Annotated in this window: 23 protein-coding genes; 19 read left to right on the forward strand and 4 right to left on the reverse strand. The window is 67.4% G+C overall.

Going from position 1 to position 25280, the window contains the following annotated elements; genetic code table 11:
- Window positions 1-26: 26 nt before the first annotated feature.
- Genes HLG70_RS16495 through HLG70_RS16520 form a run of 6 tightly spaced genes read left to right on the forward strand, consistent with a single transcriptional unit; the run spans window position 27 to window position 5724 of the window.
- Window positions 27-896 (forward strand): ABC transporter permease, encoded by an 870-nt coding sequence (locus HLG70_RS16495; RefSeq protein ID WP_171661895.1) that lies wholly within the window; start codon window positions 27-29, stop codon window positions 894-896.
- A 2-nt stretch (window positions 897-898) separates the two neighbouring features.
- A complete protein-coding gene (locus HLG70_RS16500; RefSeq protein ID WP_171661894.1) occupies window positions 899-1906 on the forward strand; it encodes an ABC transporter ATP-binding protein in 1008 nt (335 codons plus the stop codon).
- The gene (locus tag HLG70_RS16505; protein WP_171661893.1) at window positions 1903-2898 is read left to right on the forward strand and encodes an ABC transporter ATP-binding protein; all 996 of its coding nucleotides are present in this window, start codon (window positions 1903-1905) and stop codon (window positions 2896-2898) included. The genes HLG70_RS16500 and HLG70_RS16505 overlap by 4 nt, the downstream gene beginning before the upstream one ends.
- 25 nt (window positions 2899-2923) lie before the next feature.
- Window positions 2924-3796 (forward strand): MurR/RpiR family transcriptional regulator, encoded by an 873-nt coding sequence (locus HLG70_RS16510; protein ID WP_171661892.1) that lies wholly within the window; start codon window positions 2924-2926, stop codon window positions 3794-3796.
- A 14-nt stretch (window positions 3797-3810) separates the two neighbouring features.
- Entirely contained in the window at window positions 3811-5265 is a 1455-nt protein-coding gene (locus tag HLG70_RS16515) for an N-acyl-D-amino-acid deacylase family protein (protein WP_213697125.1), read from the forward strand.
- A gap of 45 nt (window positions 5266-5310) precedes the next feature.
- The gene (locus HLG70_RS16520; protein ID WP_171661890.1) at window positions 5311-5724 is read left to right on the forward strand and encodes a RidA family protein; all 414 of its coding nucleotides are present in this window, start codon (window positions 5311-5313) and stop codon (window positions 5722-5724) included.
- Between the two features lie 98 nt (window positions 5725-5822).
- Here the strand turns inward: HLG70_RS16520 and lolA are convergent, their stop codons facing one another.
- Complete coding sequence (lolA, locus tag HLG70_RS16525; RefSeq protein WP_171662035.1) at window positions 5823-6446, reverse strand: outer membrane lipoprotein chaperone LolA; 624 nt, start codon at window positions 6444-6446, stop codon at window positions 5823-5825.
- A complete protein-coding gene (locus HLG70_RS16530; protein WP_171661889.1) occupies window positions 6446-8830 on the reverse strand; it encodes a DNA translocase FtsK in 2385 nt (794 codons plus the stop codon). The genes lolA and HLG70_RS16530 overlap by 1 nt, the downstream gene beginning before the upstream one ends.
- A 42-nt stretch (window positions 8831-8872) precedes the next feature.
- Between HLG70_RS16530 and trxB the strand changes: the two genes are divergently transcribed.
- From trxB to HLG70_RS16555, 5 genes are read left to right on the forward strand one after another with little or no spacing between them, the layout of a single operon-like run.
- Complete coding sequence (trxB, locus tag HLG70_RS16535; protein ID WP_171661888.1) at window positions 8873-9832, forward strand: thioredoxin-disulfide reductase; 960 nt, start codon at window positions 8873-8875, stop codon at window positions 9830-9832.
- Window positions 9819-10487, forward strand: a complete 669-nt coding sequence (locus tag HLG70_RS16540) for a Smr/MutS family protein (protein WP_171661887.1) — start codon at window positions 9819-9821, stop codon at window positions 10485-10487. The genes trxB and HLG70_RS16540 overlap by 14 nt, the downstream gene beginning before the upstream one ends.
- Complete coding sequence (locus HLG70_RS16545) at window positions 10484-10813, forward strand: DMT family transporter (protein WP_171661886.1); 330 nt, start codon at window positions 10484-10486, stop codon at window positions 10811-10813. Before HLG70_RS16540 ends, HLG70_RS16545 begins: the two co-directional genes overlap by 4 nt.
- Window positions 10813-11448: a hypothetical protein gene (locus tag HLG70_RS16550; RefSeq protein ID WP_171661885.1), complete on the forward strand. Its 636-nt coding sequence runs from the start codon at window positions 10813-10815 to the stop codon at window positions 11446-11448. The genes HLG70_RS16545 and HLG70_RS16550 overlap by 1 nt, the downstream gene beginning before the upstream one ends.
- Window positions 11435-12571 carry a hypothetical protein gene (locus tag HLG70_RS16555; protein ID WP_171661884.1) on the forward strand — a complete coding sequence of 379 codons (1137 nt, stop codon included), beginning with the start codon at window positions 11435-11437 and terminating at the stop codon, window positions 12569-12571. Before HLG70_RS16550 ends, HLG70_RS16555 begins: the two co-directional genes overlap by 14 nt.
- Here the strand turns inward: HLG70_RS16555 and HLG70_RS16560 are convergent.
- Both HLG70_RS16560 and HLG70_RS16565 read right to left on the reverse strand, forming a co-directional pair.
- Window positions 12568-14658: a sodium:solute symporter family protein gene (locus tag HLG70_RS16560; protein WP_171661883.1), complete on the reverse strand. Its 2091-nt coding sequence runs from the start codon at window positions 14656-14658 to the stop codon at window positions 12568-12570. The two genes, HLG70_RS16555 and HLG70_RS16560, sit on opposite strands and share 4 nt — an antisense overlap.
- On the reverse strand, window positions 14658-14936 hold the full coding sequence (locus tag HLG70_RS16565; RefSeq protein ID WP_171661882.1) for a DUF4212 domain-containing protein: 279 nt from the start codon (window positions 14934-14936) through the stop codon (window positions 14658-14660). The genes HLG70_RS16560 and HLG70_RS16565 overlap by 1 nt, the downstream gene beginning before the upstream one ends.
- A gap of 742 nt (window positions 14937-15678) precedes the next feature.
- On the opposite strand from HLG70_RS16565, the gene kdpF reads away from it, so the two are divergent.
- The 8 genes from kdpF (at window position 15679) to HLG70_RS16605 (ending at window position 25278) form a co-directional block, all read left to right on the forward strand.
- The gene (gene kdpF / locus HLG70_RS16570; RefSeq protein WP_035183859.1) at window positions 15679-15768 is read left to right on the forward strand and encodes a K(+)-transporting ATPase subunit F; all 90 of its coding nucleotides are present in this window, start codon (window positions 15679-15681) and stop codon (window positions 15766-15768) included.
- Window positions 15768-17564 carry a potassium-transporting ATPase subunit KdpA gene (kdpA, locus tag HLG70_RS16575; RefSeq protein WP_171661881.1) on the forward strand — a complete coding sequence of 599 codons (1797 nt, stop codon included), beginning with the start codon at window positions 15768-15770 and terminating at the stop codon, window positions 17562-17564. The genes kdpF and kdpA overlap by 1 nt, the downstream gene beginning before the upstream one ends.
- A 21-nt stretch (window positions 17565-17585) precedes the next feature.
- Window positions 17586-19745 (forward strand): potassium-transporting ATPase subunit KdpB, encoded by a 2160-nt coding sequence (kdpB, locus tag HLG70_RS16580; protein WP_171661880.1) that lies wholly within the window; start codon window positions 17586-17588, stop codon window positions 19743-19745.
- 29 nt (window positions 19746-19774) lie between these two features.
- A complete protein-coding gene (kdpC, locus tag HLG70_RS16585; protein ID WP_234103107.1) occupies window positions 19775-20383 on the forward strand; it encodes a potassium-transporting ATPase subunit KdpC in 609 nt (202 codons plus the stop codon).
- Between the two features lie 51 nt (window positions 20384-20434).
- A complete protein-coding gene (locus HLG70_RS16590) occupies window positions 20435-23221 on the forward strand; it encodes a sensor histidine kinase (protein WP_171661879.1) in 2787 nt (928 codons plus the stop codon).
- Between the two features lie 13 nt (window positions 23222-23234).
- Window positions 23235-23927: a two-component system response regulator KdpE gene (gene kdpE / locus HLG70_RS16595; protein ID WP_171662033.1), complete on the forward strand. Its 693-nt coding sequence runs from the start codon at window positions 23235-23237 to the stop codon at window positions 23925-23927.
- A 107-nt stretch (window positions 23928-24034) separates the two neighbouring features.
- Entirely contained in the window at window positions 24035-24805 is a 771-nt protein-coding gene (locus HLG70_RS16600; RefSeq protein ID WP_171661878.1) for a TorF family putative porin, read from the forward strand.
- 143 nt (window positions 24806-24948) lie between these two features.
- A complete protein-coding gene (locus HLG70_RS16605; RefSeq protein ID WP_234103109.1) occupies window positions 24949-25278 on the forward strand; it encodes a hypothetical protein in 330 nt (109 codons plus the stop codon).
- The last annotated feature ends 2 nt before the right edge of the window (window positions 25279-25280 follow it).

Here is a 25280-nt window from a genome sequence, read left to right on the forward strand (position 1 = left end):
GATGCGCCGCAGACTGAGCAACCGATATGACGAATGCAACTAACGTGAACCCTGGCGCCGACCGCTGGCAGGTGCTGCGCCTGCTGGTGTCGCGCAAGACCGTGCTGTTGAGCCTGATCGTGATCATCGTGCTGGTGGCCGCCGCGCTGCTGGCGCCGTGGGTCAGCCCCTACGATCCGTTCAAGCTGTCCATCATGAACCGGCTGAAGGCGCCCGGCGCCGCGCACTGGTTCGGCACCGACGACTTCGGGCGCGACGTATTCAGCCGCGTCATCCACGGCGGCCGCCTGTCGCTGATGGTGGGCTTTTCCGTCGTGATCGTGTCCAGCGTGCTGGGCATCGCGCTGGGCCTCATCGCCGGCTTCTTCCGGTCGGCCGACAAGTTCGTGTCGCGCCTGATCGACGCGATGATGGCGTTCCCCGACATCCTGCTGGCGATCTCGCTGGTGGCGGCGCTGGGGCCGTCGCTGGTCAACGTAGTGATTGCGCTGGGCATCGTCTATACCCCCCGCCTGGCGCGCATCGTGCGGGCATCGACCCTGGTGATCCGGGAACTGCCCTTCGTGGAAGCAGCCCGCGCGCTGGGCGTGCCCACCTGGCGCATCGTCACCGTGCACGTGCTGCGCAACCTGGTGTCGCCCATCCTGGTGCAAGGCACCTTCATCTTTGCCTACGCGATCCTGGCCGAAGCCGGCCTGTCGTTCCTGGGCGTGGGCGTTTCGCCCGACATCCCGACCTGGGGCACCATGATCAACGCCGGCCAGCAATACATGGGCTCGGCCGACTGGATCATGATCTTCCCCGGCATCGCCATCGTGCTGTCCGTGCTGTCGCTGCAATTGGTCGGCGATGGTCTGCGCGACGTACTCGACCCGCGCCTGCGCAAGGAGCTGTAATCATGACGGCAAGCACCCGAGAAGTCGTGCTGTCGGTGGAAGGACTCAAGACCTGGTTCCACAGCCGCGACGGCATCGCCAAGTCCGTGGACGGAGTGACCTTCGATCTGGCCCGCGGCGAAACGCTGGCCATCGTCGGTGAGTCCGGCTCCGGCAAATCCGTGACCAGCCTGTCCATCATGGGCCTGCTGCCCAAGCCGGCGGGCCGCATCGAGGCCGGCAAGATCCTGTTCCGCGACCGCCAGGGCGTGCAGCACGACCTGGCGCACGCCACGCCCGCCGCCTTGCAGAAGATCCGCGGCGCCGAGATCGCCATGATCTTCCAGGAGCCCATGACCAGCCTGAACCCGCTGTACACGGTGGGCGACCAGATCGCCGAAGCCGTGCTGCAGCATGAAGGCGGCTCCTATGCCTCGGCCATGAAGCGCGCCCGCGAGATGCTGGAACGCGTGGAGATTCCCGCGGCCGACCGGCGCGTCAACGAATATCCGCACCAGATGTCGGGCGGCATGCGCCAGCGCGTGATGATCGCGCTGGCCCTGGCCTGCAATCCGGCCGTTCTGATCGCCGACGAGCCCACCACCGCGCTGGACGTGACCGTGCAGGCGCAGATCCTGGATCTGCTGCGCCGGCTCCAGGCGGAAATGAACATGAGCATTCTGTTCATCACCCACAACCTGGGCGTGGTGGCCGAGATCGCGCATCGCGTGGCCGTCATGTATGCCGGACGCGTGGTGGAGGACGCCGGGGTCTACGACCTGTTCGAAAAGCCCACGCATCCCTATACCCGCGGCCTGCTGTCCTGTCTGCCCACCGCCGCGCTGCTGGCCTCCGGCGAACGTCTGCGCGCCATCCCGGGCAATGTGCCCAGCGTCCTGTCCCTGCCGCCCGGCTGCACCTTCGCGCCGCGCTGCCCGCTGGCCGCGGACGACTGCCGTGCCGGCGTGCCCGACCTCGTGACGGTGCAGCCCGAGCACCGCGCTCGCTGCATCAAGGTGAATCCGATATGACGAGCAACCCGACTATCCGCGCCGAAGCGCCGCTGGTGCGGATCGAAGACCTGAAGGTCCACTTCCCGACTTCCCAGGCGCGCAACGCGCCGGTGGTGCGGGCCGTGGATGGCGTGAGCTTCGACGTGCCGAAGAACACCATCGTCGGCCTGGTCGGAGAGTCCGGCTCGGGCAAGACCACCACGGGCCGCGCCCTGCTGCGCCTGTTCGCGCCTACCGCCGGACGCATCGTGTTCGACGGGCAGGACATCACCAAGCTCAACGAAAAGCAGATGCTGCCGTGGCGCCGCCGCATGCAGATCGTGTTCCAGGACCCGTACGCCAGCCTCAATCCCCGCATGACGGTGGCCGAGATCCTGGGCGAAGCGCTGGACACGCACAAGCTCGCGCAGCACCGCCGCATGGCGCGCATCGGCGAACTGCTGGAGCGAGTCGGCCTGAACGCCGACCACAGCCGCCGCTATCCGCATGAATTCTCCGGCGGCCAGCGCCAGCGCATCGGCATTGCGCGCGCGCTGGCGGTGGAGCCCGATTTCATCGTGGCCGACGAACCGGTGTCCGCGCTGGACGTATCGGTGCAGGCCCAGGTGCTGAACCTGTTGCAGGACCTGCAGCGCGACCTGGGGCTGACCATGCTGTTCGTGGCCCACGATCTGGCGGTGGTGGACTACCTGTGCGACGACGTGGTGGTGATGTACCTGGGCCGCGTCATGGAACGCGGGCCGACCAGCGAGGTGTACGCCCGCCCGCGCCATCCCTATACTCGCGCCCTGTTGTCCGCCGCGCCCGTGCCGGATCCGCGCGCCCCGCGTTCGCGTATTCTGCTCAAGGGCGACATCCCCAGCCCGGTCAACCCGCCCTCCGGCTGCGTGTTCCGCACGCGCTGTCCGCATGCCATCGACGCCTGCGCGACCACCGAGGCGCAGGCCGTCAGCGTCGGCCCCGGCCACTTCGTGGCCTGTTCGCGCATCGACGACCCCGAGCTGGCCTAGGCCCGATCTGATCCAGGAACCCCACATGAACATCATCCGCGACATCGTCTTCCAGATACGCAGTCGGCGGGACGCATTGAGCGTGACCGAACGCAAGGTCGCCGACGCCATCCTGGACGACATCATCTGGGGCGCCAGCGCCACGGTCGACCAGCTGGCCGCCAAGGCCGGCGTCAGCATCGCCACCATCTCGCGCTTTGCGCGCACGGTGGGCTGCGACGACACGCGCGACCTGAAGATGAAACTGGCGCAGGCCAGCACGGTGGGCAGCCGGTTCCTGGACCCCAGCGCGCCGGCCGAGGAAAGCACTTTCTACGCCCGCATCTACGCCGACATCGAAAGCACGCTGCGCGCCCACCTGCCCACCTTCACCGAACAGCTGTTCGAGAAGGCCACGTCCATCGTCGACGGCGCGCGCATGATCTACGTGTTCGGCATGGGCGGCGCGTCGGCCGTGCTGGCGCAGGAAGTCCAGTCGCGCCTGGTGCGGCTGGGCTACCCCATCGCCGTCTACAGCGACGCCGTGCTGCTGCGCATGGTGGCGGCCACGCTGGACGAGCGCGACGCGGTGCTGATCCTGTCGGCCTCCGGCCTGACGCCCGAGATCGTGGGCGCCGCCCGCATCGTGAAGCAATACCAGGCGCGCATCGTCGCGATTACCGACGCATCCTCCGCGCTGGCCGGACTGGCCGACGTGGTGCTGCCCATCCGCACCGACGAGACCGACTTCATCTACAAGCCGTCGGCCTCGCGCTACGCGATGATGCTGGCCATCGACCTGCTGTCGACCGAACTGGCCATGCTGAACCAAGAAGAGAACCGTGAACGCCTGCGCCGCATCAAGCTGGCGCTGGACGAGCACCGCGGCGGCCCGAACCGCTTGCCGCTGGGCGATTGAACCTGGAACACATGATGTACGACACTCTCATAGGCAACGTCCGTATCCTGGACGGCACCGGCGGCGCCGAATACCGCGCCAGCGTGGCGCTCGCCGACGGCCGCATCGCCGCCATCGGCGAATTGCCCGGCGCCCCTGCCCGCCGGATCATCGACGGCACCGATCTGGCGCTGGCGCCCGGCTTCATCGATGTGCATACCCATGACGACACCAACGTCATCCGCACCCCGGGAATGCTGCCCAAGCTGTCGCAGGGCGTGACGACGGTGGTCGTGGGCAACTGCGGCATCAGCGCGTCGCCCGTATCGCTGCGCGGCGAGCCGCCGGACCCGATGAACCTGCTGGGCAAGCGGGAAGACTTCAGCTACCCCACGTTCGCCGACTACACCCGCGCCATCGAGGCCGCCCGGCCGGCCGTGAACGTGGCCGCGCTGGTGGGCCACACCGCCTTGCGCAGCAACCACATGGATCGCCTGGACCGCCCCGCCACCCGCGATGAAGCGCTGGCGATGCGCGCCCAATTGCGCGACGCACTGGCGCATGGCGCCATCGGCCTGAGCACCGGCCTGGCCTACGCATCCGCCTTCGAAGCCGACACGGCCGAGGTCAAGCTGCTGGCCGAGGCCCTGGACGAGTTCGGCGCGCTGTACACCACGCACCTGCGTTCGGAATTCGCGGCCATCCTGGAAGCCATGCAGGAAGCCTTCGACATCGCCCAGCACGCCCGCGTGCCGGTGGTGGTGTCGCACCTGAAGTGCGCCGGCGCCGGCAACTGGGGCCGCACGAAGGAAGTCCTGTTCACGCTGGAAAACGCCGGACGCCTGCAGCACGTGGGCTGCGACTGCTATCCCTATTCCGCCAGCTCGTCCACGCTGGATCTGAAGCAGGTGACCGACGAATTCGACATCGACATCACCTGGTCGGTGCCGCACCCGGAGCAGGCGCGCCGCAAGCTGGCCGACATCGCCGCCGAATGGGGCGTCACGCTGATGGACGCCGCCAGGCGCCTGCAGCCGGCCGGCGCGGTGTATCACAACATGCACGAGGACGACGTGCGCCGGGTGTTGTCGCACCGGCTCACCATGGTGGGCTCCGACGGCCTGCCGAACGACCCGATGCCGCATCCGCGGCTGTGGGGCGCCTTCCCCCGCGTGCTGGGCCACTACAGCCGGGACGTAGGCCTGTTCCCCTTGGCGCAGGCCGTGCACAAGATGACCGGCCTGTCCGCCGCCCGCTTCGGCCTGGCCGAACGCGGCCTGGTGCGCGAGGGCTATCACGCGGACCTGGTGCTGTTCAACCCCGACACCGTCATCGACCGCGCCACCTTCGCCGACCCGGTGCAGACGGCAGCGGGCATCGAGGCGGTGTGGGTCAACGGCGCCCTTTCCTACCAGCACGAACAGCCCACCGGCGATCGTGCCGGCCGCTGGCTGCCGCGCAACGGCGACCTGCGCGCCAGTTTCCAATAACCAGGTGTCGGACACCTGCCGAACCAGATATCCAAGGAGCATCCCATGAGCACCACCCCCACTCCCGACAAGAACGGCATCACCCGCTACGGCGTCGGTGGCGGCACCGGCCAGGGCGGCTCGCACATGCCCTTCGCCCGCGCGGTCGAGGCCGACGGCTGGCTGCACGTGTCCGGCCAGGTGCCGATGGAAAACGGCGAAGTGATCGAGGGCGGCACCGTGGCGCAAAGCCACAAGGCGATCCAGCAATTGCTGGCCATCCTGAAGGAAGCCGGCTACGGCCCCGAGCATGTGGTGCGTTGCGGTGTGTGGCTGGACGACGCCCGCGACTTTCCGTCGTTCAACAAGGTGTTCAAGGAATACTTCGGCGAAAACCCGCCCGCCCGCGCCTGCGTACAGTCCAGCCTGATGGTCGACGCCAAGGTGGAAATCGACTGCGTGGCGTACAAGCGCCCGTAAGGGAAACTTCGCAAGACGCAATGCAAAAGGCCCGGGCTTCATGCCGGGCCTTTTGCCTGCCTGCCAGCCATCCGCGGCGCGGATGGCGCTTGCGGAAGCTACATCTTCACGACATCCACGCCTTTGGGCGCGGTGAACTGGAATTCCTTGGCCGGCAGCGACGGGTTGGCCTGGATGGCCGACAGGTCGACGCGGGTGGTCTGGCCGAACGAATCCAGCAGCTCCACGCGCACGGGCAGGTTGTCCTTCATGCCGATATCCACGCGCGAAAAGCCCGCGTCGGCGGTGCGCGGCTTGGCGCGCAGCCATTCCACGCCGTCCTTGGCCGGCAGCGGCGACACGTCGAAAGACTGCTCCAGCGAACCCGAGCCAAAGAGAATCGCGGCGGGCGAGGTGCCGATTGCGGCGTCGACCTTGCGCTCGGTCACCTGGGCCAGGTCGGGGTCGAACTGGAATACCTGGCGGCCGTCGGAAATGACCAGTTGTTCATAAGGCTTTTGCACCGCCCACTTGAACTTGCCGGGGCGCTGGAAGGAAAAGACGCCGGTCTGCGCAGGCTGGGTGCGGCCCTGGTCGTTCACGGTGTATTGCGAGAACGAGCCGGTGGCCGAGGTGACCGTCGCTACGAAGGCGCGCAACTGCTCCTGCGCGCCGGCGGCGAACGCCAGGGCCGGCGACAGGCTGAGGGCCGCGATGGCGGCCAGGCGGCGAAACGTTTTCATCATGCTTCCTCTCGGGCGGCTGCGGCTGCGGGAACCAGGATCTCGCGGTTGCCATTGGACTGCATCGCCGACACCATACCCGACTGCTCCATCTGTTCCAGTAACCGGGCCGCACGGTTGTAACCAATGCGCAGGTGACGCTGCACCAGAGAAATGGAGGCGCGGCGGTGCTTGAGCACCACTTCGCAGGCCTGGTCGTACATCGGGTCCGACTCGGCGTCCCCGCCGATGCCGGTGACGCTGCTGGCGCCTTCGCCGCCGTCGCCGTCCAGCCCGCCTTCCAGCAGGCCTTCGATGTAGTTCGGTTCGCCCTGGGCCTTCAGGCTTTCCACCACGCGATGGACTTCATCGTCGCTGCAGAAGGCGCCGTGCACGCGCACCGGCAGGCCGGTGCCCGGCGGCATGTAGAGCATGTCGCCCTGGCCCAGCAGGGTCTCCGCGCCCATCTGGTCAAGAATGGTGCGGGAGTCGATCTTGGACGACACCTGGAAGGCGATGCGCGTCGGGATGTTGGCCTTGATCAGGCCCGTGATGACGTCCACGCTGGGGCGCTGCGTGGCCAGGATCAGGTGGATGCCGGCGGCTCGCGCCTTCTGCGCCAGGCGGGCGATCAGTTCTTCGATCTTCTTGCCCACCACCATCATCAGGTCGGCGAGCTCGTCGATGACCACCACGATGGTCGGCAGCGGCGCCAGGGGCTCCGGCTGGTCGGGGGTCAGCGAGAACGGATTCGGGATCGGCTCTTCGCGCTTGATCGCATCGCGGATCTTGGTGTTGTAGCCCGCCAGGTTGCGCACGCCCATCTTGCTCATCAGGCGGTAGCGCTTTTCCATTTCGCCCACGCACCAGTTCAGCGCGTTGGAGGCATGGCGCATATCGGTGACGACCGGCGCCAGCAGGTGCGGGATGCCTTCGTAGACGCTCATTTCGAGCATCTTCGGGTCGATCAGGATCAGGCGGGTATGGGAAGCGTCGGCCTTGTACAGCAAGGACAGGATCATGGCGTTGATCCCGACGGACTTGCCCGAGCCGGTCGTGCCCGCCACCAGCAGGTGGGGCATCTTGGCCAGGTCGGCCACCACCGGATTGCCGGCAATGTCCTTGCCCAGCGCCATCGTCACCACCGAATGGCTGGCGTGATAGGTCTGCGAACCCAGGATCTCGGACAGGCGCACCATCTGACGGCGCGGGTTGGGCAGTTCCAGGCCCATCAGGTTCTTGCCGGGAATGGTTTCCACGACCCGGATGCTGACCAGGCTCAAGGCGCGCGCCAGGTCCTTGGCCAGGTTGACGATCTGGCTGCCCTTGACGCCGGTGGCCGGCTCGATCTCGTAGCGGGTAATGACCGGTCCGGCCTGCGCCGCCACCACCGTGACGGAAACGCCGAAGTCGGCCAGCTTCTTTTCTATCAGGCGCGAGGTGAACTCGATGGTCTCGGCCGACACGGTTTCCTGGTTGTTCAGCGGGGGATCCAGCAGGCTGATGGCCGGCAGGTCGCCCTCGGCTCCGCCCGAGGGCGCGAAGAACAGCGACTGCTGCTTTTCCTTTTCGACGCGTTCGGACTTCGGCACGACGGTAATGGCCGGCTCGATGCGGACAGGCTGCTCGTGGACCAGCTTTTCCTGCTTGGCCACGACCTGCTCGGTGCGCACGGCTTTGGCCACCTCGCCAACCTTGCGGTCTTCACGGGCTGCGTAGGAGTCGCGCACGCGGCGCACCATGCCTTCCAGCCAGGAACCCACGCGTTCGGCGACCGAGAGCCACGAGAACGAGAAAAACAGGCTCAGGCCGATGGCCAGCATGACCAGGAAGGCCAGCGTGCTGCCGGTAAAGCCAATACTGTTGCCGATCAGGTCGGCCAGCGTCTGGCCGATGACCCCGCCCGCGCCGCTGGTGGTTTCCGAGGCGCCCGGCAGATGCGTGCCGCGGCTGGCCAGGCGCAAGGCCTCCATGCCCAGCGAGCCGACCATCAGCAGGAAGAAGCCGATGCCCTCTTCCCAGTGGACGCGCGGCAACACTTCCGGCTGTTTACTATTGGTAACACGAAGCTGCGCGGCCAGGCGCCGGTAGCCGGCGCGCACGCGGTGCAGCAGCAGGATGACCCACCACCAGGCCGAAAAGCCGAATAGATACAGGAGGATGTCCGCAAGATAGGCGCCCAGCCGGCCACCGTGGTTGTGCACCACATCGCCCGGCACGGAATGCGACCAGCCAGGGTCGGACGCGGTCCAGGTGGCGAGCACCAGGGTGAGCCAGGCCGCCAGGGCGGCAAATAGGATCCAGCGGGCTTCGCGCAGCAACGCGGAAATGCGCGTTTGTAGCGGCGAAGGGCCGTTGCGGGTGTTGCGCGAGGCGCGCGGAGAAGCAGTCGAGATACGCGGCATGCGGCTCATTATAATTGGGCGTTAACCTAAAGATACCCGCCCATGTCCACGCCTACGCACGCTAAAGTTTTGATACTCGGTTCCGGCCCCGCCGGTTACACGGCGGCCGTCTATGCGGCACGCGCCAATCTGAGCCCTGTTCTTGTTACAGGTCTGGCCCAAGGCGGCCAGCTCATGACCACCACGGATGTCGACAATTGGCCGGCGGACGCGGATGGCGTGCAGGGTCCGGACCTGATGCAGCGCTTCCAGAAGCACGCCGAGCGCTTCAACACCGAGATGCTGTTCGACCACATCGCCAGCGTCGACCTGTCCAAGCGCCCCTTCACCCTCACGGGCGACACCGGCAAGATCTACACCTGCGACGCCCTGATCATCGCGACCGGCGCCTCGGCCAAGTACCTGGGCCTGCCGTCCGAACAGTCCTTCATGGGCCGCGGCGTGTCCGGCTGCGCCACCTGCGACGGCTTCTTCTACCGCAACCAGGACGTGGTGGTGGTCGGCGGCGGCAATACCGCCGTCGAAGAAGCGCTGTACCTGTCCAACATCTGCCGCAAGGTCACCCTGATCCACCGCCGCGACAAGTTCCGCGCCGAACCCATCCTGGTCGACAAGCTCATGAGCAAGGTCGAGACCGGCAACATGGAGCTGAAGCTGTTCCACACGCTGGAAGAAGTGCTGGGCGACGACAGCGGTGTTACAGGCGTGCGTGTACGCCACGTGGACACCGGCGCCACCGAAGACATGGCCGTCACCGGCGCGTTCATCGCCATCGGCCACCAGCCCAACACGGAAATCTTCCAGGGCCAGCTCGAAATGAAGGACGGCTACATCATCACCAAGAGCGGCCTGTCCGGCATGGCCACCATGACCTCGGTGCCCGGCGTATTCGCCGCCGGCGACGTGCAGGACCACGTCTATCGCCAGGCCATCACCAGCGCCGGCACGGGCTGCATGGCTGCCCTGGACGCACAACGGTGGCTGGAGAATGCGGGGCAGTAAGGTCGGCCTGGCCGACCTGAAGCGCCTGAAGAAGGATCTTCAGGCCGAACGTGAACGCACCGCCCTCGCTCAGCGGGTGGCGGTGCTGAAAAAGCCCGAGTCCGCCCCCCTGGACGACATGGCGGCGTTCAAGCGCACCATGAAATCAGTCACGCCGATCAAGCATGACGCCCGCGTGGAGCACAAGCCCGTGGCGGAGCCCGCCCCGGCGCTGCGCCGCGCCAACGCTCTGGGCGAAACGCCCAACCGCGCCGACGCCGGCGTCTCCGACGGCGGCGAGATTACGCATCTGCTGTCCGAAGCCGGCACCGCCTTCGTGCGCGGCGACGCCGCCCCCGATACCGCGCGCAACCTGCGCCGCGGCCAATGGCGCGCGGGCGCCGAACTGGACCTGCACGGCCTGCGCGTCGAGCAGGCCCGCCATGCCTTGCTGTCGTTCCTGGATGAATGCCAGGAGCACGGCATCCGCTGCGTGCGCATCGTGCACGGCAAGGGCTATGGCTCGCAAGGCCTGGAGCCGGTGCTGAAAGACAAGGCGCGCACCTGGCTGGTACAGAAGAACGAGGTGCTGGCGTTTTCCGAGGCGCCCGAACGAGAAGGCGGCGCGGGCGCCCTGCTGGTGCTGCTGCGGCAGTCGGAAGGACCCCGCAAATGAAATGGCTTTACCTGGGCGTGGCGATCGTCGCCGAGATCTTCGCCACCAGCGCGCTGAAGGGGTCCGAGGGCTTCACCCGCCTGATGCCGTCCATCGTCACGGTGTTCGGCTACCTGATCTCGTTCTATTTCCTGTCGCTGACCCTGCGCGAGATTCCAGTGGGCATCGCCTACGCCATCTGGTCCGGCGTGGGCATCGTACTGATCTCCATCGTGGGCGCGGTGCTGTTCAAGCAGCACCTGGACACGCCGGCGCTCATCGGCATCGGGCTCATCATCGCCGGCGTGGTGGTGATGAACGTCTTCTCGAAATCCGTCTCGCATTGATGGCCCACGTCACGGCCGTCGCGCATCGGGCGCTGCGCCGCTGGATGGCGGCCTGGCTGTGCCTGGGCTGCCTGCTGGCGGGCAGCGCAACGGCCCAGGACTTCAATCGGGCGGCCGAACTCCAGCGCTACCGGACCTGGCTGAAGGACTTCACGCAGGACATGGACAGGCTGTCGGCCACCCGCCGCCCGATCAGCGGCGAGCAACTGGACGCCATGTTCGAGCGCACCGTGGTGCCCGGTTCCCGCGCGGCGGGGTTCATCCGGGGCACCTTCACGCAGCGTGGCAGCGACGGCGCATATGTTCCGCGGTACGGCCCGCGACCGGTGTTCATGGGGGTGCTGGAAAGCGCCATCCCGGCCGGCCAGGGCGGCATCTATCCGGAAACGGAAGCTGCGCTGAAAGGCCCGGACCTGACCGTCTGGTACATGCATGTGGACGTGGGCGACATGACCAACGCCTACCTGCTGTCGCCCGAGAACTTCACGCCCTACCGGCTGCCGCCCTCCGGCACGCTCGAACGCAAGGCCTATCCCTTCCTGCTGATGGAATCGCGCGAAGGCGCCCTGCGCCTGGGCGGCGTGAGCGGCGAACTCTGGGGCCTGATCGTCTACCTGCACAATGCCGCGAACTGACTCCGCCCTGCGCCTGCTGGCCCTGGCGGCCCTGTCCGCGGCCCCGGGACTCGCCTGGGCCCTGTGCCAGCCCCTGGCCGCATCCGGCGACCGGGAGACCCTGGTGGCCGACATCCGGCTGGACGAGACCAACACGCTGCTGGGACTGGACGGCTCGCGGATCAGGACCTGGCTGCCCCGCGTGGACGTGGAGACCGGCACGCGCGCGACGCCCTTCATCTGGGCCGAGCAGGTGGACTGGTCGGTGTACGCGGCGGCGCCCGGCGCGCGCATCGGCGCCACAGTGTTGCGCTTTGAGCGCGGCGCGGACGGCGGCAGGCATCTTTGCGGCATTGCCCAATACAGCCCCAGCGTCGTGGCCGACTTCCGGGCGTCGCCTGGCGCCGCCCTGCCCCAGCCTGACGAGGAAACTCGCTTCCATTACGACGGCGCCGGCCGGCTGACCGGCTATGCGCTGCGCTCGCGCGCCTGGGACGGCCGGCCGAATCCGCCCGCCAGCTACTGCCTGCGCTACGACGAACACGGCTGGCTGGCCGAACTGGGCGCCAGCGCCTGCGGCGATGCCCCCAAGCCCCAGGTCCGCTATGTGCACGGCGCGGCGGGCCGGCTGTTGCGGACCATCCGCTATCCCGACGGACGGGATCAGGCGCGCGAGGTCGTGGTCCACGACAGCGACGGCAGGCCCGCGCAACGCTATCTGCGGCCGTGGCGGGACGACGCGGCGGCATCGGCGCCGCCGTACCGGACCGTGCGGACGAATCACCCCGTGCTGGTGCTGCCCGGCCCGGGCTGGAAGGCGCCTGCGCTGGATTCCTACCACTACGACTGGGCCATCGTGCAGCCCAGGGGCGACAGCGACCGCGACGTGTACGACGCGAAACGCGATCCCTCGGCCGTGCTGGCCCAGGGCAACAGCGGCAACGGCGGCAACGGCGGCCAGTTCACCATGAGCGCCGCGCAGCGCAAGCGCATCTGGGAGGCCGCGGGCCGCGCGCCCGGCGGCGTGCAGTGGATGTGGGCGCCGGGGCAGATCTACACGCTGCTTCAGGCGATGCCCGACGCGGCGTGGGCCGCCTGCGCCGATCCGGCCAACCGCCGCGCCGACGCCTGCCCCGCCCCCTAGATGTTCCCGGCCTGCGGCTTGGGCGCCGCGGGATTGCGCAGGTAGTCCACCAGCGCCAGCGTGGCGCGGTCGGGCGGCGGCGTCAGCAGGGACACCACCACGATCGTCAGGAAAGCCACCGGCGCGCCGAAGATGCCCGCCGCGATAGGCTGGATGCCCCACCACAGGTCCACGGGCTGCGTGCGCGAAATGCCCAGCACCAATTCACGCAGCCAGGGATTCGTGTGGGTCATATAGGCGAATGTGACGGCCAGCCCCGCCGCCATGCCCAAGGTCGCGCCCCATTTGTTGGCGCGCCGCCAGAACACGCCCATGACCAGGGCGGGAAAGAAGGACGAGGCGGCAAACGAGAATGCCGCCGACACCATGAAGAGGATATCCGCGGGCTTGCGCGCCGCCACCCAGGCCGCGCCAAAGGCCACCACCAGCAGCAGGATCTTGGACACCATCACCCGGCGCCCCGCCGACATGCGCGGCGACACCACGCGGTACCACATGTCGTGCGACAGGGAATTGGACAGGGTCAGCAGCAGGCCGTCGGCGGTCGACAAGGCCGCCGCCAGCCCGCCCGCCGCCACCAGGCCGGAAATCACGTAGGGCAGCCCGCCGATCTCGGGCATGGCCAGCACCACCACGTCCGCCCCCATGCTGATTTCGCTCAGCTGCACGACGCCGTCCCGGTTGATGTCGGTCACGTCCAGCAGGTTGCTGTCGACGGCGCTCCAGGCATGCACCCAGTTTGGCAGGCTGAGGAAATTTGATCCCACCACCTGCGTGTAGACCTCGTACTTCACCAGCAGCGCCAGCGCCGGCGCCATGAAGTACAGCAGCAGGATGAACAGCAGCGACCAGCACACCGACTTGCGCGCCTCGATCACCGACGGCGTGGTGTAAGAGCGCATCAGGATATGCGGCATGCCCGCCGTGCCCAGCATCAGGCACAGCACCAGCGCCAGGAAATTGATGCGCATATTGCGCCGCTCCTCGGGATCCTTCGCCGGGAAAGGCTCCGCATGCGGGGTGAGCGGAGCCGCCCGCGCCTCGAAGGACGCCTTGGACTGCGACCAGGCGACGCGCGCGTCCTCCACAGTGGGTGGATAGCCCGCCAGTTCCCGCTCGGCCGAACGGATCTCGACCATGGGCGCGTCGCTGGCATTCAGCTGGGCCAGCCGGCTGCGCAGCTTGTCCTTTTCCAGCGTCCAGGATTCGGGCAGCGCTTCCACGCGGCGCGCCATTTCATCGGCGCGCTGCTGCCAGAGGCGGCGCACCTCGATCTCGGACGGATCATTCTGCAGATAGACCTCTTTCTCGGTCACCTGCTGCAGCACCGCGCCGGCCGACAGTTGCGGCAGGGGCATTTCGGTGTGCTTGATCGACAGCCAGACCACCGGCACCAGATAGGCGATGACAAGAATGATGTACTGCCCGACCTGCGTCCAGGTGACCGCGCGCATGCCGCCCAGGAACGAGCAGACCAGCATGCCGCCCAGCGCCACGAAGATGCCCAGCTCGAACGAAATGCCCGTCATGCGCGTGGTGATGATGCCGACGCCGTAGATCTGCGCGACCAGATAGGTGAACGAACAGAGGATGGCGCAGGCCACGCCGGCCAGGCGCGGCAGGTTGCCGCCATAACGCGCGCCCATGAAATCGGGAATGGTGTATTGGCCGAACCGCCGCAGATACGGGGCCAGCAGCATCGCCACCAGCACATAGCCGCCCGTCCAGCCCATGATGTAGGCCAGCCCGCCATAGCCGGTCAGGTAAAGCGTGCCGGCCACGCCGATGAAGGACGCCACCGACATCCAGTCGGCGGCCGTGGCCATGCCGTTGTAGATGGCGGGCACGCGGCGGCCGGCCACGTAGTACTCCACCTGGTCGGAGGTGCGGCAGACGATGCCGATGCCCGCGTACAGGCTGACGGTGACCAGCAGGAACACGTAGCCGATCCAGTTGCGCGGCATGCCCAGGATCTCGGCCAGCGCCATCAGCAGGATCATCAAGGCGAAGCCGGCCGTGTACAGCACGTAGATGCGCCGCAGCCGGATACGGAATTGCTGGGGAGTGTCTCCGCTGAAGAACGGCATCAGCGCGGCTCCCCGGTCTCTTCGGCGCGCTCATCGGCGCGATTCATGACCCGGGCGTAGACGGCGATGATGATCAGATAGGCCAGCGGGGCGCCATAGGCGGCCATCCAGAAGGCGAACGGCCAGCCGATGAAATCGAAGGCCAGGCTGCGCGCGAAAAATGAAGGGATGAACGTCAGCGCCGCCCAGACGGCAAGCAGCAGCAGGATCAGCCGCAGGTTGCGGCGCCAGTAGGGCGTGGAGGAGTTCTGGGAAGGAGTGAGGCGCGATTCCGGCATAGCTAGGATGAACAGGACCCCTACCTGATATCGCTAAACGCTGCGCTTGAAAAGCCCTGGAGCGTGAAATTCTGGCTTTTTATGCGACAACGGCTGGCACTGCCTGGTGCCAGCCGTCGTGCGTTTGCTTTTTTTGAGTACTGCTTTACTTTTTTTATGTACCGGTGCCGCCGGTATTTGCCCATGCAGGGCTTTGTCTCCTCACCTGCATGGGAAGAGATTCTGCACCAGATGCGGGATTGTCACACTAGGGGAATGCCCTAAGACGGAGCATTCATTTACATATTCCCTGCACCATATAAGTGCATTTTGATCGGCCTGTACTAAATATTGGGATTTTTCCGCCTGCCAGGCGGGCTGATGGCCTAAATCTTGAGCTTCCCTCAGTTCATCAAGATGGGGGATGGCCATCCCGGGGCATCCCCGCGTTTTCGCCATGCCCGAATCCGGGCACGGAACGGGCGGCTCGCCGGGCCCGCCGTCTTTACGTTCTGTTTACACCCCCCTCCCCAAGCTATACCCCGTTTTTACCCCCTGCTCCGTAACCTGCCGGTGTCCTGATTGGTCACCTCGCCTGCCCGGTGCGCATCCGCTTTCGCCGCGCAGGCCAGTCGTTCGAAGGGAGCCGAGCTCCCGGGAGGAAAAACGTGGATGTCATCTATATCGCCATCTTCGCCGTCATGGCCGGGCTGACTGCCGCCCTGCTCCGATTCTGCGAAGCCCTGTCTTCGGGAGAGCAACCATGAGCTGGCTCTACTGGCTGAGCGGCCTGACGGCCGCCTTGCTGTTCGTGTACCTGCTGGTCGCACTGTTTAAACCGGAGAAATTCTGATGACCGCCGAATTCGTCGGACTGCTGGTCCTGTACCTGGCAGTCCTGCTTGCGATCGCCCCCCTGCTCGGTCGCTACATCCGCATCGCCATGGAGAACGGGCGCTCCCGCCTGACCGCCTGGGGCCGCCCGATAGAGCGCGGCATCTACCGCCTGGCTGGCATCGACCCCCAGACCGAGATGGGCTGGAAACGCTACGCCCTGGCCGTGCTGGCCTTCAACATCACCGGCATCGTCGCGGTCTACGCCCTGCAGCGCGTCCAGGGCCTGCTGCCCCTGAACCCCGCCGGCATGGGCGCGGTGTCGCCGGACTCCGCCCTGAACACCGCCATCAGCTTCGTCGCCAATACCAACTGGCAGGGCTACGCCGGCGAGTCGACGATGAGCTACCTGACGCAGATGCTGGCGCTCACGGTGCAGAACTTCGTCTCGGCCGCCACCGGCATCGCCGTGCTGTTTGCGCTGATACGCGGACTGGCCAGGCATTGCTCCGCCACCGTAGGCAACTTCTGGGCCGACATGGTCCGCTGCACGCTCTATGTGCTGCTGCCGCTGTCCCTGGTGCTGGCGCTGGCGCTGGTCAGCCAGGGCGTGATCCAGAACTTCAGCCCCTACCAGGAAGTCCAGACGGTCGAGGCCGTGCATTACGACCAGCCCCGCGTCGACGCGCAGGGCCAGCCGGTGCTGGACGCCGAAGGCCGCGCAGTCACGGACCCGGCCGTCACCCGCACGCAGACCCTGGCCATGGGGCCCGTCGCATCCCAGGAAGCCATCAAGCTGCTGGGCACGAATGGCGGCGGCTTCTTCAATGCCAATTCGGCGCATCCGTTCGAAAACTCCACGCCACTGGCGAACTTCCTGGAGATGCTGGCCATCCTGGCGATACCGGCCGCGCTGTGCTTCTCGTTCGGCGAGATGGTGGGAAGCCGGCGCCAGGGCATCGCGATCCTGGCGGCGATGACATTGCTGTTCGCCGTATTCGCGCTCAGCACCGCCTACTTCGAGCAGCAGCCCAACCCCATGGCCGCGCAGGCCGGCGCCGACAGCGCGCTCAGCGCCTATTCGCCCGGCGGCAACATGGAAGGCAAGGAAACCCGCTTCGGCATCGCCGCCACCTCGCTGTTCGCCACGGTCACGACGGCCGCGTCCTGCGGCGCGGTCAACGGCATGCACGACTCGTTGACCGCGATGGGCGGCCTGTCGCCGATGCTGCTGATGCAGCTGGGCGAGGTCGTATACGGCGGCGTGGGCTCGGGGCTCTACGGCATGCTGGCCTTCGCGATCCTGGGCGTCTTCATCGCCGGCCTGATGATAGGCCGCACGCCGGAGTACCTGGGCAAGAAGATCGAAGCCTACGACATGAAGATGGTGTCCATCGTCATCCTCGCCACGCCCTTGCTGGTGCTGGGCGGCACCGCCCTGGCGGTGTCCGTGTCCGCCGGCCAGGCAGGCGTGCTGAACCCGGGCATCCATGGCTTCTCGGAGATCCTGTACGCGCTGTCGTCGGCCGCCAACAACAACGGCAGTGCCTTTGCCGGGCTGTCGGCCAACACGCCCTTCTACAACGTCTTGCTGGGCATCGCGATGTGGTTCGGCCGCTTCGCCGTGATCATCGCGGTGCTGGCCATGGCCGGCTCGCTGGCCGCCAAGCGCCGGATTCCCGCCGGCCCCGGCAGCATGCCCACGACAGGCCCCCTCTTCGTGGTGCTGCTGATCGGCGCCGTGCTGCTGGTGGGCGCCCTGACATATGTGCCCGCGCTGGCCTTGGGCCCGGTCGCGGAACACCTGCAACCCTGATGCAACAGGCTAGGAAAGAAAATGGCCAAGATTGAAATGCCAACTACCGGCACTGGCGGCGGCGCCGCCCACGTGCCTTCGGCTGACACGCATAAACGTCCGTTCGGCATGTGGTCGCGCTCGCTGGTCGGGCCCGCCCTGCTGGACAGCCTGCGCAAGCTGTCGCCCGCCGCGCAGCTCAAGAACCCCGTGATGTTCGTGGTCTACGTGGGCAGCATTCTCACCACCGCGCTGTGGGTCATGGCGCTGCGCGGCCAGGCCGAAGCCCCCGCGGGCTTCATCCTGGCGATCAGCGTGTGGCTGTGGTTCACCGTGCTGTTCGCCAACTTCGCCGAGGCCCTGGCCGAAGGCCGCGGCAAACAGCAGGCGGCAACCCTGCGCGGCCTGCGCACCACCATCAATGCGCGCCTGCTCAAGGGCTTTCGCGACGCGGACGCCCTAGACGCGCAACCCGGGCAGTGGCGCGATCAGGCCGTCAGCCAGCCATCCGGCCTGCTGCGTCGCGACGACGTGGTACTGATCGAAGCGGGGGAAACCATCCCTGGCGACGGGCAGGTCATCGCCGGCGTGGCCTCGGTGGACGAAAGCGCCATCACGGGCGAATCCGCGCCCGTCATCCGCGAATCCGGCGGCGACTTCTCGTCGGTGACGGGCGGCACGCGAGTGCTGTCGGACTGGATCTTCGTGCGCATCGCTGCCGATCCCGGCGAGAGCTTCCTGGACCGCATGATCGCGATGGTCGAAGGCGCCAAGCGCCAGAAGACGCCCAACGAACTGGCTCTGACCATCCTGCTCGTGGGACTGACCGTGGTCTTCCTGCTGGTGGTCGTGACCCTGATGCCGTTCTCGCTCTACGCGGTCTCCACGGCGGGCGGCGGTGCCGCCGTCACGGTGACGGTGCTGGTCGCGCTGCTGGTCTGCCTGATCCCCACCACCATCGGCGGCCTCTTGTCGGCCATCGGCGTGGCGGGCATGAGCCGCATGATGAGCGCCAACGTCATCGCCACCTCGGGCCGCGCGGTCGAAGCCGCCGGCGACGTCGACGTGCTGCTGCTGGACAAGACGGGCACCATCACCTTCGGCAACCGCCAGGCCTCCACCTTCCTGCCCGCGCCGGGCGTGTCCCCGCGTGAATTGGCCGAGGCCGCGCGCCTGGCCTCGCTGGCCGACGAGACGCCGGAAGGCCGCAGCATCGTGGCGCTGGCCGACAAGGCCATGCACGCTCCCGCCGCCCGCATGACCGGAGTCGAGTTCGTGCCTTTCACGGCGCAGTCGCGCATGAGCGGCGTGAACCTGGGCGAGCGCATGATCCGCAAGGGCGCGGTCGACGCCATCCAGTCCTGGCTGGCCGCGCAGGACGCCACCGTGCCCGAACAGGCGCTGCGCCTGGCCGAAGACGTCGCGCGGCGCGGCAGCACGCCGCTGATGGTCAGCGACGGCAACCGCGCGCTGGGCGTGGTCGAACTGAAAGACATCGTCAAGCCGGACATCCAGTCGCGCTTTGCCGAGCTGCGGCGCATGGGCATCAAGACCGTGATGATCACGGGCGACAACAAGCTTACCGCCGCCTCCATTGCCGCCGAAGCCGGGGTCGACGACTTCCTGGCCGAGGCGACTCCGGAGGCCAAGCTCAAGCTCATCCGCGCCTATCAGGCGGAAGGCCGGCTGGTGGCGATGACGGGCGACGGCACCAACGACGCGCCGGCGCTGGCGCAGGCCGACGTGGCCGTGGCGATGAATTCGGGAACCCAGGCCGCCAAGGAAGCCGGCAACATGGTGGACCTGGACTCCAACCCCACCAAGCTCATCGAGATCGTCGAGATCGGCAAGCAGATGCTGATGACGCGCGGCGCGCTGACCACGTTCAGCGTGGCCAACGACGTGGCCAAGTATTTCGCCATCATCCCGGCCGCCTTCGCCACGGTCTACCCGCAGCTGAACGTGCTGAACATCATGGCCCTGACGACGCCGGCCTCGGCCATCCTGTCGGCCGTGATCTTCAACGCGCTGATCATCGTCGTACTGATCCCGCTGGCCTTGAAGGGCGTGCGCTACCGCCCGCTGGGCGCCTCGGTGCTGCTGCGCCGCAACCTGCTCATCTATGGCCTGGGCGGCCTGCTGGTGCCTTTTGTCGGCATCAAGCTCGTCGACATGGTGCTGGCCGCCCTGGGCTGGGTCTGAGGCCCGGTCCCTACTGAAAGGAATTCATCATGAAACCCGCTACCCTCCCGCCGCGCCAAGGCGGCATCCTGCGCCCCGCGCTGGTCGTCTTCGCCTCCCTGTCGCTCGTGACCGGTCTGGCCTATCCCTTCCTGACCAGCGGCCTGGCCGCGGCCGTCTTCCCCCACGAGGCCGCCGGTTCGCTCATCAAGCAGGGCGACAAAGTCGTCGGCTCGGCATGGATCGGCCAGTCGTTCACCTCGCCACAGTATTTCTGGGGCCGCCCCTCGGCCACCGCGCCCATGCCTTACAACTCGGCGGCCTCCGGGGGCTCGAACCTCGGCCCGCGCAACCCGGCGCTGGCCGAGGCCATCCAGGCGCGCATCGCGGCCCTGAAGGCGGCCGACCCGGACAACCCTACCCCCGTGCCGGTGGACCTGGTCACCGCGTCGGGCAGCGGACTGGATCCCCACATCAGCCCCGCCGCGGCGGCCTACCAGGCGGCGCGCGTGGCGCGCGCCCGCAACCTGCCGCGCGCCCAGGTCGACGCCCTGATCCAGGCTCATACCGACAGGCCCCTGCTGGGCGTGCTGGGAGATCCGGTGGTCAACGTTCTGGAGCTGAATCTGGCGCTGGACAAGCTGGGCGCGGCGCGCTGATGGCGCGGCGTATAGTATTGCCAGCCGTTCCCTCCCACCTCTTGCGCGTTCATGGCTGAAATTGCTGGCGAGCGTCCCGATCCCGACGCGCTCTTGAAAACCCTGGACGATGCCGCGCGCCTGGCGGTGCGCGGCAAGCTGCGCGTTTACTTCGGGTCCTCGGCCGGGGTCGGCAAGACCTACGCCATGCTGGTGGCGGCCCGCGCGCAGGCCGCGCAAGGCGTCGACGTGCTGGCCGGCATCGTCGAAACCCACGGCCGCCGGGAAACCGCGACGCTGCTCGAAGGGCTGGCCGTGCTCCCGCTCAAGGATGTGGCCTATCGCGGCCATGTGCTGAAGGAATTCGACCTGGACGGCGCCCTGCTGCGCCATCCTGAGCTGGTGCTGGTGGATGAGCTGGCCCATTCCAATGCGCCGGGCTCGCGCCACGCCAAGCGCTGGCAGGACATCCAGGAACTGCTGGCGGCCGGCATCGACGTCTGGACCACGCTGAACGTACAACACCTGGACAGCCTGAACGAGGCGGTCGGCAGCATCACGGGCGTGCGCGTCTGGGAGACGGTGCCCGACGAGGTCTTCGACGCAGCCGACGAGGTCATGCTCGTCGACCTTTCCGCCGACGAGCTGCTGCGCCGCCTGAAGGAAGGCAAGGTCTATCTGCCCGAACAGGCCCGCCACGCCACGCAGAACTTCTTCCGCAAAGGCAATCTGATCGCGCTGCGCGAATTGGCGCTGCGCCGCACCGCGGACCACGTTGACGACGATGTCCAGGCCTATCGCCGCGACCGCGCCATCGAGCCCGTATGGCGCACGCGCGAGGCCATCGTCGCCTGCATCGGGCCCGACGTCGACGCCGAGTACGTGATCCGCAGCGCCCACCGCATGAGCCAGCAGCTCGATTGCGATCTGCACGTCGTCACCATCGACACGCCGCGCGCGGCGCCGCCGCCGGCCGCGCAGCAGGACCGGCTGCAGCACAGCCTGGCGCTGGCCGATACGCTGGGCGCCCGCACCGAAACGCTGGCTGGCGGCGACATGGTCGACGCGGTGGTGCGCTATGTCCGCCGCCACAACATCACCAAGGCGATAGTGGGCCGCACGCGCGCCGGCGGCCTGCAGCGCCTCCGGCTGTCGCTTTCGGCCTTGCTGAACGCCGCCATGGCGCCGGGCTGGCTGTGGCGCCGCCACAGCTTTGCCGACATGCTGGCCGCGGGCTGCCCCGAAATCGACATCATCCGGCTGGGCGCCCCCCCGCTGCCCGCCCAGGCGGCGCCCGGACGCAACCCGCTCACGCTGGGACGCCGCGCCGGCCAGGCCGCCGACGAACGCAACACGCGGCCGCTGGCCGGCTATGCCTGGGCCCTGTGCTATTGCGCGGCGGCCACGGCGCTGTCCGCGCTCGCCTTTCCAGCCCTGCACCAGACCAACATCGTCATGCTCTTCCTGCTGGCGGTGGTGGCGGTGGCGCTGCGCCATGGCCGGGGCCCGGCGGCGCTGGCCTCGGTCGTCAGCGTGGGACTGTTCGACTTCTTCTTCGTCCAGCCCCTGGCGTCGTTTGCCGTGTCCGATGTGCAATACCTGCTGACCTTCGGCGTGCTGCTGGGCGTGGGCCTGCTGATCGGCCAATTGACGGCCGGCCTGCGGCTGCAGGCGCAAGCCTCGGTCAAGCGCGAGGCCGATGCGCGCAGCCTGTATGAATTCGCGCGGGAACTGTCGTCCGCGCTGCTGCCCGAGCAGATCGTGGCCTTGGCCGGCTCGTTCGTGCATGCCACCTTCGGCTCGCGCTGCGCGCTCTATATCCTGGGCCTGGACGACCGCCTGAAGCTGGCCTCGGCCGCCGCCGACGACATGCCGCCGCTGGAGTCCGCGCTGGCCCAATGGGTCTACGACCACGGCCAGCCAGCGGGCGCGGGCACCTCCACCCTGTCCAACAGCGAACTGCTGTACCTGCCGCTGAAGGCGCCCATGCGCACCCGCGGCGTGCTGGCGCTGGCGGCGCCGCGCCGCAGCCTGTTCACCCATCCCGATTCGCGCCGCCAGATCGAGGCCTACGCCACCCTGATCGCCATTGCGCTGGAGCGGCTGCATTATGTGGAAGTGGCGCAGCAGGCCCTGGTCAGCATGGAATCCGAAAAGCTGCGCAACTCCCTCCTGGCCGCGGTCTCGCACGACCTGCGCACGCCGCTGACCAGCCTGGTGGGCATGACCGACACGCTGATGCGCCAGCAGGCCGCGCTGCCCGCGGACATCCAGGAAACCATCCGCGCCATGCGCGACCAGGCACAGCGCATGCATGCGCTGGTCGCCAATCTGCTGGACATGGCGAGGCTGCAGAACCGCGACACCCCGCTGCGCCTGGAATGGCAATCCATCGAAGAACTGGTGGGAGCCTCGCTTGCCGCCCTGCGGGAGCCACTGGCTGCGCACCGGGTCACGGTGGCCAGTCTGTCGCAGCTGCCGCTGGTGGAATGCGACGGCGTCCTGATCGAACGCGTGCTGTGCAATCTGCTGGAAAACGCCGCCAAGTACACGCCGGCCGGCAGCACCCTGCACCTGCACGCCGCCGTCCATGAAGACGAGCTGCGCGTGGCCGTCAGCGACAACGGCCCCGGCGTGCCGCCCGGCGCGGAACGCCGCATCTTCGAGAAATTCACGCGCGGCGAACGCGAATCCTCCACGCCCGGCGTCGGCCTGGGCCTGGCGGTGTGCGAAGCCATCATCACGGCCCATCACGGCCGAATCTGGGTTGAACATGCGCCGGGGCAGGCCTCTGGCGCACAGTTCGTCTTCAGCCTGCCGCTGGGCACGCCGCCCGCGATCCAACCCGAAACCCCTTGACAGCCCCTTGCACATGTTCGACTACCAGCCTGCCGTCTTGATCATCGAAGACGACGCCAACATCCGGCGCTTCGTCCGCCAGGCCCTGGAGAGCGAGGGTTGCGTGGTCCATGAAGCCGACACCGTCAAGCGCGGCCTGATCGAGGCCGGCACCCGGCAGCCCGACGCGATCGTGCTGGACCTCGGGCTGCCCGACGAAGACGGCATGACGCTGATCCGGGAGCTGCGCGGCTGGACCGAAGTGCCCGTGCTGGTGCTGTCGGCGCGCAGCGCCGAGGCCGACAAGGTGGCCGCGCTGGACGCCGGGGCCGACGACTACCTGACCAAGCCCTTCGGCGTCAGCGAACTGCTGGCGCGCCTGCGCGTGCTGCTGCGGCGCCATGCCAGGGGCGGCGCGGGCAATGCGGCCGAAATCGCGTTCGGCGATGTGCGCGTGGACTTTTCCAAGCGGGTCGTCGAACGCAACGGCCAGCATGTGCACCTGACCGCTATGGAGTACCGGCTGCTGGCGGCCTTGCTGGCGCATCGCGGCAAGGTCATGACGCACCGCGAACTGCTGCGCGAGGTCTGGGGCCCCTCGCACGTCGAAAGCAACCACTACCTGCGGATCTACATGGGCCATCTGCGCCAGAAACTGGAAGCGGATCCCGCCCAGCCCGTGTTCCTGATGACCGAGATCGGCGTGGGCTACCGCTTCGCGGGATGAGGCAAGCAGGCGTTGATGCGGCCTTTACGCGGAACGCGCGAGTCTTGTCTCGCGCTTTATGCCAATCCTCCTATTGTTGCGATCCCGTTCAACACCAGGAGCATTCCATGTCCCGCAACACCCTGGCCGCGCTTGCGCTGCTGACCCTGACCGCCACGGCGCAAGCCAGCGACGCGCCCGCCGCGGCCGAGACTCCCGCCACCGCATCCGACTACACCCTGACGGCCAACGTCACGCTGGCCAGCCAATACCGCTATCGCGGCCTGATGCAGACCAACAACAAGCCCGCGATCCAGGGCGGCTTCGACCTCGCCCACGCCAGCGGCTTCTACCTGGGCAACTGGAACTCCAACATCAGCTGGCTGAACGACAGCAACAGCGAGGTCTCCGCGCCCGTGGAAATGGACTTCTACGGCGGCTACAAAGGCAATCTCGCGGACGGCGTGCCGGTGGACCTGGGCGTCCTGCAGTACTACTACCCGGGCGACTATCCGTCCGGCTACACCAGCCCGGACACCACCGAACTGTATGCCGGCATCGGCTACGGCCCCGTGATGTTCAAGTACTCGATCGCCATGACCAACCTGTTCGGCTTCGCCGACAGCAAGTACAGCCAGTACTTCGACCTGTCCGGCAATTTCGACACCGGCGTCTGGGGGTTGACGATCAACGCCCACATCGGCCGCCAGAACGTGCGCAACGTCGACAACGGCTCCTACACCGATTGGAAGCTGGGCCTGACCAAGGACTTCGGCCAGGGGCTGTCGGTATCCCTGGCCTACCTGGACACCAACGCCGACCGTGCCGTCTACACCAATACGCATGGCCGCGACATGGGCCGCGCCACGGGCCTGCTGTCGCTGACCAAGACGTTCTGAGCGCACGCGGGCATTGACGCGATTTTTATGCGCCCCGCCCGCTTTTATCGGCAGGATTTATGGCGGGATTCCTATAGTGGAATCGTCATCAACCAACCGGATACACGGATCGCCGCAAGCGGCGCCTCCGTCCCTCCCCCGCCATGATTCCCCGACTGGATCGCCGCCTGAACCGTACGCCCGAACCTCAGCACGCCGCGCGCGTGGCGCCCCAAGCGCAATCCGACATGGTCGCGCTGACGGTCAGGATAGACACGCTGGATGCCCTGAACGTGCGGCTGGCGCTGCATCGCGAACTGGGTGATCGCATCGGCGTCTACCTGCTGTCGGTAGACCACGCCCATGCGCAGAGCACGCTGCAGCTGCAATGCGCGCGCAGCGAACTGGACGCCCTGATGCATGCCGTCATGTGCGGCCTGCCCCAGGCAGAATTCGGCCCGGTGCGCCCGGCCCCTGCCATCACGGTGCAATAAGC

It is taken from the genome of Achromobacter deleyi, assembly GCF_013116765.2.
In the GTDB taxonomy this organism is placed as follows: Bacteria; Pseudomonadota; Gammaproteobacteria; order Burkholderiales; family Burkholderiaceae_B; genus Achromobacter; species Achromobacter deleyi_A.